The following is a 13,709-nucleotide window of genomic DNA, read 5'->3' on the forward strand; positions in this document are numbered from 1 at the left end:
ATAAGTATAAAAGGGAAGCTGTCCTAACTTCTGACAGCTTCCCTTTTTGTATTACATATTAGAAATCCACGTCGTTCGGGTCCATGCCGGAGAAACCGATATTTTCCATCGCATCGATCGTCTTCATGTCCTCATCCATGATTTCGAAATCGAAGATGTCCGTGTTCTCTTCGATGCGGGATGGGGTGACGGATTTCGGCAGTGGCAGCACATCGTTCTGCAGTACATAACGGATGCACAGCTGTGCGACGGACTTTTCGTATTTATCGGCGATCTTTGTGAGGTCTTCATTCTCGAGCAGGCGGCCGGAACCGATCGGGCTCCATGCTTCGACCAGGATGTCATGCTCCCGGCAGAGGTCGACGACCGCGTCCTGCGTGTGGCCCGGGTGGTATTCGATCTGGTTGACCATCGGCTTCACTTCCGCATCGAGGAGTGCTTCCAGATGGTTCGTCATGAAGTTCGAGACCCCGATGGCCTTTATCTTTCCTTCATTATAGAGCTCAGTCATCGCCTTCCATGTATCCAGGTTGATCTCTTTCCAGTCGTCGAACTGCTTTTCGTTCGCCGGCCAGTGGATGAGATAGAGGTCGAGGTAATCCGTGCCGAGTTCCTTGAGTGTGTTCTCGAAAGCGTTCTTCGTATTCTCATAGCCACGGTCTTCATTCCACAGCTTGCTTGTGATGAAGATGTCTTCACGGGCAACTCCCGATTCCCTGATCGCCTTGCCGACACTGCCTTCATTCTTATAGGCCGCTGCCGTATCTATATGACGGTAGCCGGATACGAGTGCCTGTGTGACGGCGTTCACTGCCGTGTCGCCATCCGGCGTCTGCCATGTGCCGAAACCGACCTTCGGGATTTCGACTCCGTTGGATAGCTTGAATGTACTAGTCAAATGTTCCATATCTATACCCCTTACATTTTCTGGTTTGTGGTGCAGAATTCATTTTACCACTCATGAAAATTGATGGGTAGGAATGCGCCCATACCTGCTCCAATCTTATATTTCCATTAAAGGTTGCAATACCATTGGAAGTGATTGAAACCTGTAGTAGAATAGGTGGTTATGACAATTCGTCATCAGATTATATATTGTAATGTAGAGGAGAGATTCTGTGCATGTCAAAGTGCTCTATGAGGACAACCACCTTCTGATCGTCGAAAAGCCCGTGAACATACCGGTGCAGGGAGACAGCTCGAAGGACAGGGACCTGCAGGAGATGCTGAAGCAGTACATAAAGGATAAGTACAACAAGCCCGGCAACGTATATCTTGGTCTCATCCACAGGCTGGACCGCCCGGTGGGCGGGGCGATGGTATTTGCGAAGACTTCAAAGGCCGCCTCCCGCCTGTCGGATGAGCTGCGCCGCCAGAAAATCGACAGGAAGTATGTCGCCGTCATCCATGGCCGGCCGAAGCGGAAGGCAGGAAGACTGGTTGATTATTTGTGGAAGGACAGGAAGAAGAATATCGTCAAAGTTGCCGACCGTAAAAAGAATGGTGCGAAAGAAGCCATACTCGACTACAAGGTGCTCGATCAGAATGGGAAACACAGTCTGGCTGAAGTGCAGCTGCAGACCGGCCGTTCCCATCAGATAAGGGTACAGATGGCCAACCAGGGCACACCGCTCTATGGCGACCAGAAGTACGGCCGCCACATGAACAAGGTTGGGCAGCAGATCGCCCTTTGGGCATGCAGCCTCAGCGTGAAGCATCCGACAAAGGATGAAATCATATCCGTCGACTGCCCGCCACCTTCCGTCCATCCATGGAATAAGTTCCAGCTGCCATGACAGCCGGCGAAATGATGCAGCCCCTTGGAAATAGTCCAAGGGGCTTTGGGTTTTCTTCAGGTGCTGGAAATAGACATACTTCCTGTTTAAATCAGAGATGGGAAAGATGGTATGATTGAAGAAATATATACTTGTAATGACAATATTCTTTAGAAGAACTTATCTTCTTATTGTCAGCAAAGGGGGATCATACTATGGAAGGTGAATTCAAACCGGAGAAAGACATCAAGTATTGGATGTTCCAACCCGGCAGGGGCGCCGAGCATTGGGATGAATTCTATGAAAAAGGTTATATTGCCATTGGTTGGGGTTACTTGGGGGACCTCAGTAAGTTTCAAAGTAAAGATGAGATAAAAGACGCCATGATCAGGCATGAGAAGTTGAACAGTGTACCCTTGAACAAATCGCTGGCTGCATGGGAATTCTATAAGGATATGAATGTTGGTGATATTGTATATGTCAAAAATGGCACTAAAAAAATCATTGGAAAGGGGCGCATTACCGGGGAATATATGTATGATGTGACATTGGATGGATATAACCATACACGCAATGTGGAGTGGCTGGAGAAAGGGGAATGGAAACTGGACGCCCCGATTGCCCAGAAGACTCTGACTAATTTCACAGACTATACGGATTGGCTTTTCAAATTTGAAAATATCATAAAAAAGCGGAATCCTGGCTTGCCGATTCTCCAGAAGGAATTTAAGCAATGGCTTAGGACGCGGGAGATGGACGGAGAGCCCTTGGACGAATCGGATATAGATTCGAGGATCAATGTGCTGCTGCAGCTGGAATCAGATTTCTCCGTTTCCATATTCAACGACCCGGAAATTGAACAGCTTAAGAGACTTAAGGGGAAAGTCGATTCCCAACAGAAAGAGGGGGTCTATACTGACCATATCTCAACCGCAAATATCAGCATTGAGAGTTTCATAAAATTCCTTGAAACGAGACCCGAAACTGTTACGGGAGCCACTTCGTATGGGAAAGCGGATTTTCTGGAAGAAGTCTTTATGGACGAAGCGGATTTCAATCGTCTGCAATCGCTCCTAAAGCGCAAAAAGAACATTATACTAAGGGGAGCGCCGGGAGTCGGAAAAACATATATTGCGGATCGTCTGGCATATACATTCATGGGTGAAGAAGATGCGTCTAGACTTCGCTTTGTGCAATTCCATCAGAGCTACAGCTATGAGGAATTTATAGAAGGGTTCCGTCCCAATGAAAGTGGAGAAGGGTTCTCTCTGTCAGAAGGACCATTTATCGACTTCTGTGACAAGGCGTCCCAGGATGACCGCCCTTACTTCTTCGTCATCGATGAAATCAATAGGGGAAACATGAGCCGTATTTTCGGGGAACTGATGATGCTGATCGAGGCGGATAAGCGCGGACAGGAAATCAGCCTGCTCTATTCCAAAAGAAAGTTCTCTGTGCCGGAAAATGTCTTCATCATCGGTACAATGAATACGGCTGACAGAAGTTTGGCGATGCTCGATTACGCATTGAGAAGGAGGTTCGCCTTCTTCAATCTGGAGCCCGCATTTGACACACAGACGTTCCAAAGCTTCATTGAAAGTTATCAGAACCCCTCTCTGATCAACCGCTTCATCCCACAAGTCAAACAGTTGAATGGGAAGATAAAGGACACATTCGGGCCAGGTTTCCAAATAGGGCACAGCTATTTCATCGACCCGTCCCTAAAGGAAGATACAAGGGACGCCCTATACGAAATATTGGAATATGAAATAAAGCCCCAGCTCGAAGAATATTGGTTTGACGACTTGGACATCGTAGAGGCGGAATACGATAAATTGAAGGATGTCTTGGATGAATAACCCGACCGGCATTCCAATCAGAAACATATTCTATATGCTCAGCTATGCCTATCGCTCATTGAAGATTGAAGACGAGTTTTCGTATTCAGCTGAAAAATTCAAGAATCTGATTGAACTTTATACGGAGCTGTTGATCATCAGCACCACCAAAATAGTCAAACGCGGAATGTGGAAGGAATATCGGGAAGTTAAAGAGGACTCCACCTTCATCCGGGGAAAGATTGATATTGGAAAGACTATAGGCGCTTCCAATGCAATGAAGCATAAGCTTGCGGTACAGTATGATGAGCTTACTGAGAACAATTTACTGAACCAGATCCTCAAATCAGTGCTTCTGAAGCTCGCTGTTCATGGGGAGACCGGAACTGAACATAGGAAGAAGTTGAGGAATCTGCTCGTCTTTTTTACGGATGTAGAGGAAATCACGTTGGATACTGAGTTATGGAATCATATAAAGTTTACAAACCAGAATGTGTTCTATCAACTGCCCATAGACCTATGTCAATATCTTTATGAAGAATTGTTGGTGGGAGAGGATGGAGGCTCCGATAAACAACAGGCTATTGGGGATGAGCAGCAGTTATCTTCTCTGTTTGAAAAATTTATTCTCAACTTCTACAAGAAGGAAACGGACTATAAAGTCTACAGTCCACATATAGAATGGGATACAGCTGATGGCTATTCAGACGGGCTGCCCGTCATGAAGACAGATGTCGTTTTAAAGAAGGGGACCAACACCCTGATCATCGACACGAAATTTTATCAGCAGAACATGAGACGCTTCAACGAAAATTCTTCCCTGAAGCATCTATCAGGAAACTTATATCAGATATTTTCGTATTTGGAGAACTATAATGAAAAAGAAGAGGAGAGGGTCAGCGGCTTGCTGCTGTATGCCAAGACCAATGCAGCCATTCAGCCAAACCACTCGTATATGATTAAAGGTAAAAATATACGTATCGAGACATTGGACCTTTCGCTCGATTTCCATGAGATGAAGGCACAACTGCTTGAAATGGCTGAACGTAGCTTGAAATGATGATATATCAATGTGAGAAAGAGGAATGCATATGGAACTGTACCGTTATGAAGGGGAGTTGGATGCCACACCGGAAGAGACCTTCAAAGTGGTGAATGATGACGAAAAGCTCAAATCCTGGAGCCCTATATTCGAAGGGAATGAATACCTGACAGAAGAGAAGCGGGCTGTGGGAACGAAGTTCAAAACGCGCATGAAGGTGCTGAACCGGGCATATCAGTTCCGCTCGGAAATCATCGAATATGAAGCGGGACGGTATATTAAGGTGAAGACTGTCCTCAAGCAGGGGGACATCATCTCGGACTTCAGGCTTGAACCTTTGGAGAGCGGCGTGACGAAGGTTGGGGTGACGAGCCATTTCGACACCGAGAGCCGTAGGTACAAGCTTGTGCTGAAGGGGGCAAAGCCTGTCATGAAGCGGGTGCTGGATCATCAGATGAAGAAACTTGGAGATGTAGTGGAAAGATAAAAACAGTCTGGAATATATTTTCCAGACTGTTTTTGTTTACATCATTACAGCAGCTCGAACTTGAGCAGGTCGATGGCGCCGCTTGATGGACTTGGGAAGGCGAAGATCATGGTGGAGAGGTCCTGGGCGGTGACCTTCTGGTTGACTGCGAATGTCAGTACGTTGATGAGGTCTGCAGCATCATTGCCGTAGATTTCAGCACCGACGAGGCGTTTCTGGTCATCGATGATGATGTCCATCTCCGCTTCTGTCTCATTCTTATATTCAAACAGCAGCCTTTCTCCGAACGGAATGGTCTTCACGGTATAGCGGTCATCCTGCTTCGCCTCTTCGACGGTGACGCCGATGGAGGACAGGCGCGGCAGTGTATACAGCACCATCGGGATGGCCGGATACTTGAGCGGCTCGGGATTGATGCCGAGTATATGTGCTGCGATATAGTCCGATTCGAACGTGGCCGTCGGTGTGAGCTTCGGCACAGCCTTATCGAGGACATCACCACTTGCATAGATGTTCGGCTGGGCGGTGCGCAGGTATTCATCAACCTGGATGCCCTTCTTCGTAAACTTGACACCGGCGTTCTCGAGTCCAATGCCGGACACATTCGGGACTCGGCCCGTCGCATCGACGACATAATCCGTTTCGAGTGTAAGGCCGGATTCGGTCTTCAGTATATAGCTGTCGCCGTCCTTTGCGATTTCGTTCGTATCTTCATTGTAGTGGAGCTGGATGCCTTCGGCTTCGAGCTTTCCGGTGAGCTTGTCGACATGGCCGCGGTGGAAGCCGCCGAGGACTTCATCGGAATGGCTCACGATGTGCACTTCCGCACCGGTCTTCACGGCAATGGAGGCAAATTCGAATGTGATGATGCCGCCGCCGATGAACGTGATGCGCTTCGGCATCTCCTCCATATCCATAAAGTCACGGCTTGTATGCGTGTATTCGCTGCCTTTGATGTCGAGGGCGTTGCTGTGCTGGCCGGTGGCGACGACGAATTTGTCGGAGGTGAATGTCTGTCCTTCGACTTCGACGGTGTGGGCATCCTGCAGGGTGCCGTGTCCCATATGGATGTCGATGCCGGCATGTTCGAACATCTGCTTCAGACCATCGGACATCGGGTTGATCACTTTTTTCTTATATTCCATGAGGGACGGCCAGTCGACGTTCACATCCTGATCGAGGATGCCCTTGTAGTGGCCGAGCTCCTCGAGGACTTCAAATGGGCCTTCGAGCAGTATTTTCGGGTTGCAGCCGAAATTCGTGCAGGTACCTGCGATGGTGTCCTTTTCGATGATGGCGACCTTCATGTCCCCCTGCCTCAGTGTCATTGCCGCATGCCATGCAGCATGTCCGCTGCCGATGAATGTAACATCATAATCATATTGTGCCATTGAAATTCTCCTTTGATTTGTCTGTGTCTTCAGCCAGGGCTGTGCGCAGTGTCTCTTCGAGTTTGACAATCGTTTCATGTGCTTCGCGATATTGTGAAATATCAAGATGTTCATGGCCAAGACAGTCCGCGATGGCCTGTTGGATCGGTTCTTTGGCATCACGCCCCTTATCCTTCAGCCGGATGCCGAGCTGGCGTTTGTCCTGCGGTGACTTCTCGCGGATGATCCAGCCCGCCTGTTCCATACGGCGGAGGAGGGGTGTCAGCGTATTGCTTTCGAGATGCAGCCGTCTGCCGATCTGATGGAGCGTCTGATGGTCTTCTTCCCACAAGGCGAGCAACACGAGGTATTGCGGGTAGGTCAGGTTGAACTCCTCCAGGGCCTTCTGATAGAACTTCGTGAACAACCGGCTCGTGTTGTAGACGGAAAAGCACAGCTGGTTGGCGAGTTTGATGTCTTCCATGAATATACCCCTCCTTCAAATAATTAATCGTGCGCGATTGATTAAAGTGTAGGACAGATGGATACAGGGTTCAAATCATATGCCTGTAAAGAAAATGCCCCGGACCAGCATGTCCGGAGCAGCAAAGAATCTATTTTTCATCAGGTGACAGGTTTCGCATCATTTGAACCTGCAGATTGTGGTATTACGTTGAATATCAGGAGGGAGGCGAAGATATATATCGGAAAGATAATCATGCCGGCAATCATGAACAGGCCCACCACAGGCGGCGGCACATCGCCGCGATCGGTGATGGGAAGCAGGTGATTGAATATCTGCAGCCCGATATAATAGTAGGGGAACCACAGGATGCCTGAAAGGTATATCATCCTGCCTGCATTTCGCTGGAAGAGATAAATGCAGACGCCTGAAATGAGCAGAAGCATGAGCATCAGGATAATCGAGAGGATTATGACCGTATCCCCCTCGATACTGACCAGCCTAGACAGCCGATAGGTGTTGAGCATCAATTGGATGCCGCCGAGGAACAGGAGGCCGAGGATCAGACTCAATAGATTGGTTTTAAGGAAATGGATGATACCTTCCCCCTTCCGTCTCATAAAATAACTTATTTAAGAAGTTTTAATTGCTTTTATAGAACCCCACATATCCATCCAGGGAAAAATTGCTGCCTACCCTATGACGTCCATCCGTTTTAATATCCAGCTTCGAAATGGTGCCGGTATATAAATTTTCATTCTGTTCATGCGGGGTAAAATCCCTGAATTCCATTGCCAACGATTCTTCACCATCTTCATTCTTCAAATCCAGACTCAATGTATCATTTTCCAAAGAATAATCTCCTTCAAATGTCTTTCCTTGTGATGCTACCTCAACTGTATCCGATGATTTGAAATCGAATTCCAAACTGGAAGAAGGGTTGAGGTTGTCTGAGGCTATGTCTCCGGGAGCAATGTCAGGCGTCCATGAAAAAACGCTAAAAGCTTCTCCCTGCAGCTCATTGCTGGTGTCTGAACAGGCACCCAATACCAAAGCTGAAAATACGAATAAAGTGACAAATGCTTTTTTCATCCAAATTATCTCCCGTCATTTAAGATTGTATGTACCAGCCTTAACTTCTGACTTTATTCCAGAATAGACAAGAGCGCGCTGCAAAACAATGGTTTGTAAATACTTGTCATGATTTTTGCATATGTGAAATGTTTTCCATGAGCGATCGGGTGAATTATCACAGTGTAATTGAATTATCAATCCAATACCTCTAATATTAAGGCAACAGAGATGACGGAGCGGAGGAGAACCATGAAGAAGAAAGAACAGATGGCTGCATTGGTCGAAGGGCATGCAGGCATGCTGCGCTGCCCGATATGCGGGGGTGCAATGCATGTTGAAGCACTAAAAAGCCTCGCGTGCGAAAACAATCATTCATTCGATTTCGCAAAGCAGGGCTATGTGAACATGATGACCCGCCCGGTGAAGACACAATATGATAAAAATCTGTTCCAGCATCGGCGGGCGTTCATTTTGGAAAGTGGGTTCTACCGGCAGATGCATGAGGAAGTATCTGGGATCATCAGACGGCTTCCGGGCAGGCCATTGGTGCTTGATGCAGGTAGCGGGGAAGGCTCGCACCTTGATCGGATACTGGATGGCGTGGATGGTGTCGGCGTCGGCGTCGACATCGCCAAAGAGGGCATCATGCTGGCGGCGAAGCACTACCCTCATTCCATATGGTTCGTCGGGGATTTGGCGAAGCTGCCTATCCGGGACGGAAGCATGGATGCGATCGTGAATATCCTGTCGCCTGCAAACTATGTCGAGTTCAACCGCGTCCTCTCATCGGACGGGCTGGTCGTGAAGGTCGTGCCGGAGTCGGGGTACTTGAAGGAACTGCGTGAGGCGTTGTATAAGGATACTGACAGGGAGACATATGACAACACCGGTACCGTATCCCTTTTCGAGGAAAATTATGAGATTGTGGAACGGCGGCGTGTGACGGATGAAATGACGCTCGACCGTACGGCACTCGAACATCTGATAGAAATGTCGCCGCTGGCGTGGAATCATGCGCCCGGTGAACTGGATGATTTCATTGCTGCGGATAAGACGGTGACGCTCGACCTTGAAATACTGGTCGGGCGCAGATGAATCAACCCGATGGCTCGGTTCATAGATCCGACTGATCCCTGCTGTTGAGCTGATGATGGAGTATAAGGTAGACCATCAGGCCGATCAGATAGCCTGCGGTCGTTCCGGCAGCCAAAGTGTAGATCATGATTTCAGCGTTGATCAAGAAACCGGCGATCATGCCTATGAGGGTGCCTGCCATCATGCCAAAGGGCAACGCCAGTGCAATGAAGTCTGAGGAACGGTTTTTCTGGGACATCCTCTTCACCTTCCTATTCCGAGAATATGCAGATTCTCCTTCATTATGAAAATGATGCCGGTTAAAAGCAAGGGGGGTCTTCACGGTTGGATGGTGTATGGAGAGAATTCTGAGGGGACGCACGGAGCGTCGGCCGGCATCACAATTTCCCGGCAGATGATACAATAAATGGACAACCAATGATAAAGGGAGGCGGACTCATGGATGAATGGTACAGGATAGACAACACGGGCAAGATCTTCCATGCGGTCTCCGATACGACGAACTCGTCGGTCTTCCGGGTGGCGATGATCCTGAAGGAGCAGGTCGATCCGGAATGTCTGCAGTCGGCGCTCGACATCGTGGCGGTCCGCTTTCCGACGCTCACCGTCCGGGTGCGCAAGGGCCTGTTCTGGGACTTCATGGAACATAATGATGAACAGCTGCTCGTAAAGCAGGAAGTGGATCATCCTTGCGCCCCGATCGACAGGAAGGAGAACAATGCCTATCTGATCCGTGTCCTCTATTATGAGCAACGGATTTCGGTAGAAATCTTCCATTCCCTGACGGATGGCGGGGGTGCGATGGAATTCCTGAAGACGCTGGTCTACCAGTATCTGCGCCTGAAGGAGAATGATGTCACGACGGATGATAAGGTGCTCAGGCCTGAGGATTCGCCGAAGCGCGAAGAGACGGAGGACAGTTTTGAAAGGTATGCGACATCGCACTCGGTCAGACGGCCGGAGAAGCGGGGGGAGAAGGCCTATCAGATTGAAGGAAAGACGCTCGATCCGCCGGGCATCCATGTCGTACACGGTGTGGTCGATGCCTCTGCCCTCAACCGTCATGCCAAAAGCCTTGGGACATCGCTGACCGGCCTGCTTACAAGTGTCCTGATCGATGTCGTCCATGAAGAGAAGATCCGGCAGGGGTCCCCGGAAGGGAACGTAGTCATTGCGCTGCCGATCAGCCTGCGCAGGGCGTTTCCATCCGAAACGTTGAGGAACTTCTTTTCGGTGGCCAATATCGGTGTGCCGATGGATGGCTATATGCAGTTCGATGACATCATCGGAACGGTGACGGAACAGCTCGTGGAAAAGACGGATAAGGCGCGCCTGCAGCAGGGCATCAACCGGTTCGTCTCCCTTCAGAGCAGCCTGTTCATACGTGCGACGCCGGTGTTCCTGAAATATCCCATCATGCGCTTCGGGTTCAATCAGATCGGTGAACGGGCGAAGACGATGACGCTCTCGAATCTTGGGAATCTGGCTCTGCCCGAGTCGATGAAACCGCATGTGGAACGGATGGAAATCATCCTCTATCCCACAAGGAAAAGCCCGATCAACTGCGGTGTCGGAACACTGAATGATCAGCTGACCGTGACATTCGCCCGGTCGATCGAGGAGAGTACCATCATCCGGTCGTTCTTCCGTCGGCTGCGGCAGATGACGGGGCTTGAAGTCATGGTCTATTCGAACCGATGGGGGGAGGAGCGATGAACCGTTGTCCAGAATGTGATGTCATGACGGCGCACAGGCGGTGCCCGTTGTGTCAGACGGAATTGTCAGAAGCACAGGCGGCCATCCGTTGGTACCCTGATTACGACAGGAAGCAGCAGCGGATCCGCGCACGCATATCGCGTCTTGCGATTTTCATCGGCATCCTGGCCGTACTCGTCTGCTTCTTCATCAACCTCATCGTCCTCCCGCAGTTCCTGTGGGTGTTCTATGTGGCGGTCGCCGTCTTCTATGCGCTGGTATCACTCAGCCATACGATCCTCTCGGCCTCGCACATCGGCGGGAAGATCACCGCCCAGGTCATCAGCCTGACCATCGTACTGCTCGTCATAGATGCCATGTCGGGTGCCGTGCAGTGGTCGGTGGACTATGTCGTGCCGGCCCTCATCATCGCGGGCATCCTGGTGATTACAATCATCATGGTGACGGTGCGCCTGAAGTGGACGGGCTATGTCAGCTTTCTGCTGATGATGATCGGGCTTGGATTCGTACCTGCGGTACTCTACCTGACGGGATTGGCCACAGTATTATGGCCAAGTCTCGTTGCGGCATTGTACGCGGTGGCGACATTTGCGCTGATGCTGGTCTTCGCCAACCAGGCATTCATGACGCAGCTTGGACGCCGGTTCCACCTGTAAAATATTCGGCACGATCCGTTTGACGGAAGCAACATGACCTGAAAGGAATGATTGGATGAAGAAAATGCTCAAGGCCACAGCTTTATTGGCAGGGGTGGGTGCCCTGTCCTATGCAGGACGGGCAGTCCTCATCGAAGGCAGAAGTGTCGGCAGCAGGCTGGCCGAGGATATCATCAGAATCGTCAACTTCGACCTCGAAGATGTCGATGCGGAGATGCTTGCGAAGAATTTCAAGGAGAACCGTAAGGAATACAGGATTCCAGAGGGCATCATGCGGTCGGAAATCGAACACTTCCAGGAAGCAGGGATGAAGGTGTACAGGATGCGTCCCCGGCATAAGAGGGGCGCCCGCCGGGTCCTTTATCTGCATGGCGGCGGCTATATCCATCAGCCGTCACTGTTCCATTGGCTGTTCCTCGACCGCATGGTGCAGGACACGGGGCTCGAGTTCATCGTGCCGATCTATCCGAAGACGCCTGAGCATTCATTTGAGAAAGCGTACAGCGCCGTCGCAGCACTATATCAGAAGCTCCTCGCAGATTCGTCCGAACCACTGGTGCTGATGGGGGACTCTGCAGGCGGCGGCCTGGCCATCGGATTCTCCCAATGGCTATCTGAAGAAGGACTGCCAATGCCGAAGGGGATCATCGTCATCTCGCCATGGCTCGATGTCACGATGGAGCACCCCGAAATCGCCAAGTATGCCAAGCTCGATCCGATGCTGAAGACGGAGAATCTGAAGGTCATCGGGGGAATCTGGGCAGGCAACCATGACCCCGCCCATTACCGGGTCTCCCCGATCAACGGGCCGATCGAAGGCCTGCCAAAACTGTACATGTTCGTCGGGGAACGTGAGATCTGCCTCCCCGATACACGGAAGTTCGCCGGCATGCTCAAGGCAGCCGGTGTGGACCACGAATACTACGAATATCCGATGATGAACCATGTCTTCCCTCAGTATCCGATTCCCGAAGGGGCGGATGCACGCAGGAAGATGAGAACTATATTGGAGTCGCTGGAGTAGGAAAAGAATCTAAGGAACAGCTCCAGATTATATTTCCCGGATGCAGTTAATTTGGTATAGTCGGTTAAAGAAAAAGCAATACATGATGAAGGTGCGGGTGAAATCTGATGATAACCATCAACGATATAGCGGAAATGGCGGGTGTCTCTCGGACTACGGTATCCCGTGTAATCAACAATACAGGATACGTCAGCGAGAAGGCCCGCAGACGGGTGATGGATGTCATCGAGGAGACGGGCTATGTTCCGAGCCAGCATGCGAAATCGCTACGGACGAAGGAGACGAAGATCATCGGGGTGATACTGCCCAAGATCAGCACGGATACTTCTTCCCGGACGGTTAATGGGATGAACAGTGTATTCGAAGACGTGGGATACCAGATCCTGTTGACGACGACGGATCTCGACCAGCAGAAGGAGATTGAACATCTTCGCCTGCTGCAGAACCGGCAGGTGGATGGCATCATCCTCATCGCGACGAATGTGGATCAGACACTGGTGGATGAAATCAAGGCGTCCAAAGTGCCCGTGGTCGTAGTCGGCCAGGAGATGACAGGTGTGCCGTCGGTCATCTTCGATGATCATGCGGCAGCACATCGTATGACGGAACTGCTGATCGAAAAGGGACGCCGGTCGATCGGCTACATAGGTGTGGACGAAGCAGACCATTCAGTTGGTGTACAGAGGAAGGCTGGGTACCTGGAGAGGATGGCCCACCACGGCATTGAAGTGCCGGATGCCTGGGTGGAGACCGGGGACTTTTCCATAGACTCCGGATATGAAGCGATGGCACGGATGCTGGAAGCACCTGAAAAGGTGGACGCGGTGTTTGCCGCAACCGACCGGATGGGGCTCGGGGCGTGGAGATGCATCAGACGCCACGGCTATGATATTCCCGGGGATATCGCGGTCGTCGGCATCGGGTCTTCCGAAACATCACGCTTCATCGAACCTGCGCTGACGACGATCGAATACGAACATGAGCAGGCAGGAAGTGAAGCGGCGCGCATGATGATGCAGCTGCTGCAGGGAAAAAAGAAGATTCCAGATAAAAAAGTGCTTGACTTTAAGTTGGTTGAGCGCGATAGTATATAGTAAGAATGAAAGCGTAATCATGCGCCTTTCATTTTTTCTTCCACAAATGTGGAATCGATTCCCTAATTCATATAA

Annotated in this window: 15 protein-coding genes; 9 read left to right on the top strand and 6 right to left on the bottom strand. The window is 50.3% G+C overall.

The genetic code is table 11. From position 1 onward, the window contains the following. Positions 1-58: 58 nt before the first annotated feature. Positions 59-907 (bottom strand): aldo/keto reductase, encoded by an 849-nt coding sequence (locus LLU09_RS10135; RefSeq protein ID WP_228311639.1) that lies wholly within the window; start codon positions 905-907, stop codon positions 59-61. Between the two features lie 211 nt (positions 908-1,118). On the opposite strand from LLU09_RS10135, the gene LLU09_RS10140 reads away from it, so the two are divergent. The 4 genes from LLU09_RS10140 (at position 1,119) to LLU09_RS10155 (ending at position 5,142) form a co-directional block, all read left to right on the top strand. After that, on the top strand, positions 1,119-1,796 hold the full coding sequence (locus LLU09_RS10140) for an RluA family pseudouridine synthase (protein ID WP_228311640.1): 678 nt from the start codon (positions 1,119-1,121) through the stop codon (positions 1,794-1,796). 194 nt (positions 1,797-1,990) lie between these two features. Then, positions 1,991-3,634 (top strand): AAA family ATPase, encoded by a 1,644-nt coding sequence (locus LLU09_RS10145; RefSeq protein WP_228311641.1) that lies wholly within the window; start codon positions 1,991-1,993, stop codon positions 3,632-3,634. Continuing rightward, on the top strand, positions 3,627-4,673 hold the full coding sequence (locus LLU09_RS10150) for a 5-methylcytosine restriction system specificity protein McrC (protein ID WP_175288426.1): 1,047 nt from the start codon (positions 3,627-3,629) through the stop codon (positions 4,671-4,673). The genes LLU09_RS10145 and LLU09_RS10150 overlap by 8 nt, the downstream gene beginning before the upstream one ends. A 31-nt stretch (positions 4,674-4,704) precedes the next feature. Next, complete coding sequence (locus LLU09_RS10155; protein WP_228311642.1) at positions 4,705-5,142, top strand: SRPBCC family protein; 438 nt, start codon at positions 4,705-4,707, stop codon at positions 5,140-5,142. A 44-nt stretch (positions 5,143-5,186) separates the two neighbouring features. Here the strand turns inward: LLU09_RS10155 and LLU09_RS10160 are convergent, their stop codons facing one another. The 4 genes from LLU09_RS10160 to LLU09_RS10175 form a co-directional block, all read right to left on the bottom strand. Then, complete coding sequence (locus tag LLU09_RS10160; protein WP_228311643.1) at positions 5,187-6,533, bottom strand: dihydrolipoyl dehydrogenase family protein; 1,347 nt, start codon at positions 6,531-6,533, stop codon at positions 5,187-5,189. Next, positions 6,520-7,002, bottom strand: a complete 483-nt coding sequence (locus LLU09_RS10165; protein WP_156964984.1) for a MarR family winged helix-turn-helix transcriptional regulator — start codon at positions 7,000-7,002, stop codon at positions 6,520-6,522. The genes LLU09_RS10160 and LLU09_RS10165 overlap by 14 nt, the downstream gene beginning before the upstream one ends. A 134-nt stretch (positions 7,003-7,136) precedes the next feature. Beyond that, positions 7,137-7,547, bottom strand: coding sequence for a hypothetical protein (locus LLU09_RS10170; protein WP_228311644.1), 411 nt, complete (start codon positions 7,545-7,547; stop codon positions 7,137-7,139). Positions 7,548-7,617: 70 nt separating this feature from the next. Further along, a complete protein-coding gene (locus LLU09_RS10175) occupies positions 7,618-8,067 on the bottom strand; it encodes a hypothetical protein (protein ID WP_228311645.1) in 450 nt (149 codons plus the stop codon). A gap of 231 nt (positions 8,068-8,298) precedes the next feature. On the opposite strand from LLU09_RS10175, the gene LLU09_RS10180 reads away from it, so the two are divergent. Beyond that, complete coding sequence (locus LLU09_RS10180; protein WP_228311646.1) at positions 8,299-9,144, top strand: putative RNA methyltransferase; 846 nt, start codon at positions 8,299-8,301, stop codon at positions 9,142-9,144. Positions 9,145-9,163: 19 nt separating this feature from the next. On the opposite strand, the gene LLU09_RS10185 is transcribed toward LLU09_RS10180, so the two are convergent. Further along, entirely contained in the window at positions 9,164-9,382 is a 219-nt protein-coding gene (locus LLU09_RS10185; RefSeq protein ID WP_228311647.1) for a hypothetical protein, read from the bottom strand. 200 nt (positions 9,383-9,582) lie between these two features. Here LLU09_RS10185 and LLU09_RS10190 point away from each other — a divergent pair, with 200 nt between their 5' ends. From LLU09_RS10190 to LLU09_RS10205, 4 genes are all read left to right on the top strand, one after another. After that, positions 9,583-10,860 carry an alcohol acetyltransferase gene (locus LLU09_RS10190; RefSeq protein ID WP_228311648.1) on the top strand — a complete coding sequence of 426 codons (1,278 nt, stop codon included), beginning with the start codon at positions 9,583-9,585 and terminating at the stop codon, positions 10,858-10,860. Next, positions 10,857-11,516 carry a DUF6320 domain-containing protein gene (locus LLU09_RS10195; RefSeq protein ID WP_040106482.1) on the top strand — a complete coding sequence of 220 codons (660 nt, stop codon included), beginning with the start codon at positions 10,857-10,859 and terminating at the stop codon, positions 11,514-11,516. The genes LLU09_RS10190 and LLU09_RS10195 overlap by 4 nt, the downstream gene beginning before the upstream one ends. A 55-nt stretch (positions 11,517-11,571) precedes the next feature. Beyond that, the gene (locus LLU09_RS10200; RefSeq protein ID WP_228311649.1) at positions 11,572-12,540 is read left to right on the top strand and encodes an alpha/beta hydrolase; all 969 of its coding nucleotides are present in this window, start codon (positions 11,572-11,574) and stop codon (positions 12,538-12,540) included. A gap of 107 nt (positions 12,541-12,647) precedes the next feature. Continuing rightward, entirely contained in the window at positions 12,648-13,634 is a 987-nt protein-coding gene (locus LLU09_RS10205) for a LacI family DNA-binding transcriptional regulator (protein ID WP_228311650.1), read from the top strand. Positions 13,635-13,709 lie beyond the last annotated feature (75 nt).

Origin of the sequence: Salinicoccus sp. RF5 (assembly GCF_020786625.1) — a bacterium.
GTDB lineage: Bacteria > Bacillota > Bacilli > Staphylococcales > Salinicoccaceae > Salinicoccus.

Excerpts from the sequence above, each read along its gene's own strand:
- LLU09_RS10195 (WP_040106482.1), top strand. The coding sequence starts at position 10,857 with ATGAACCGTTGTCCAGAATGTGATGTCATGACGGCGCACAGGCGGTGC.
- LLU09_RS10155 (WP_228311642.1), top strand. The coding sequence starts at position 4,705 with ATGGAACTGTACCGTTATGAAGGGGAGTTGGATGCCACACCGGAAGAG.
- LLU09_RS10145 (WP_228311641.1), top strand. The coding sequence starts at position 1,991 with ATGGAAGGTGAATTCAAACCGGAGAAAGACATCAAGTATTGGATGTTC.
- LLU09_RS10190 (WP_228311648.1), top strand. The coding sequence starts at position 9,583 with ATGGATGAATGGTACAGGATAGACAACACGGGCAAGATCTTCCATGCG.
- LLU09_RS10180 (WP_228311646.1), top strand. The coding sequence starts at position 8,299 with ATGAAGAAGAAAGAACAGATGGCTGCATTGGTCGAAGGGCATGCAGGC.
- LLU09_RS10160 (WP_228311643.1), bottom strand. The coding sequence starts at position 6,533 with ATGGCACAATATGATTATGATGTTACATTCATCGGCAGCGGACATGCT.
- LLU09_RS10150 (WP_175288426.1), top strand. The coding sequence starts at position 3,627 with ATGAATAACCCGACCGGCATTCCAATCAGAAACATATTCTATATGCTC.
- LLU09_RS10175 (WP_228311645.1), bottom strand. The coding sequence starts at position 8,067 with ATGAAAAAAGCATTTGTCACTTTATTCGTATTTTCAGCTTTGGTATTG.
- LLU09_RS10185 (WP_228311647.1), bottom strand. The coding sequence starts at position 9,382 with ATGTCCCAGAAAAACCGTTCCTCAGACTTCATTGCACTGGCGTTGCCC.
- LLU09_RS10205 (WP_228311650.1), top strand. The coding sequence starts at position 12,648 with ATGATAACCATCAACGATATAGCGGAAATGGCGGGTGTCTCTCGGACT.
- LLU09_RS10135 (WP_228311639.1), bottom strand. The coding sequence starts at position 907 with ATGGAACATTTGACTAGTACATTCAAGCTATCCAACGGAGTCGAAATC.
- LLU09_RS10200 (WP_228311649.1), top strand. The coding sequence starts at position 11,572 with ATGAAGAAAATGCTCAAGGCCACAGCTTTATTGGCAGGGGTGGGTGCC.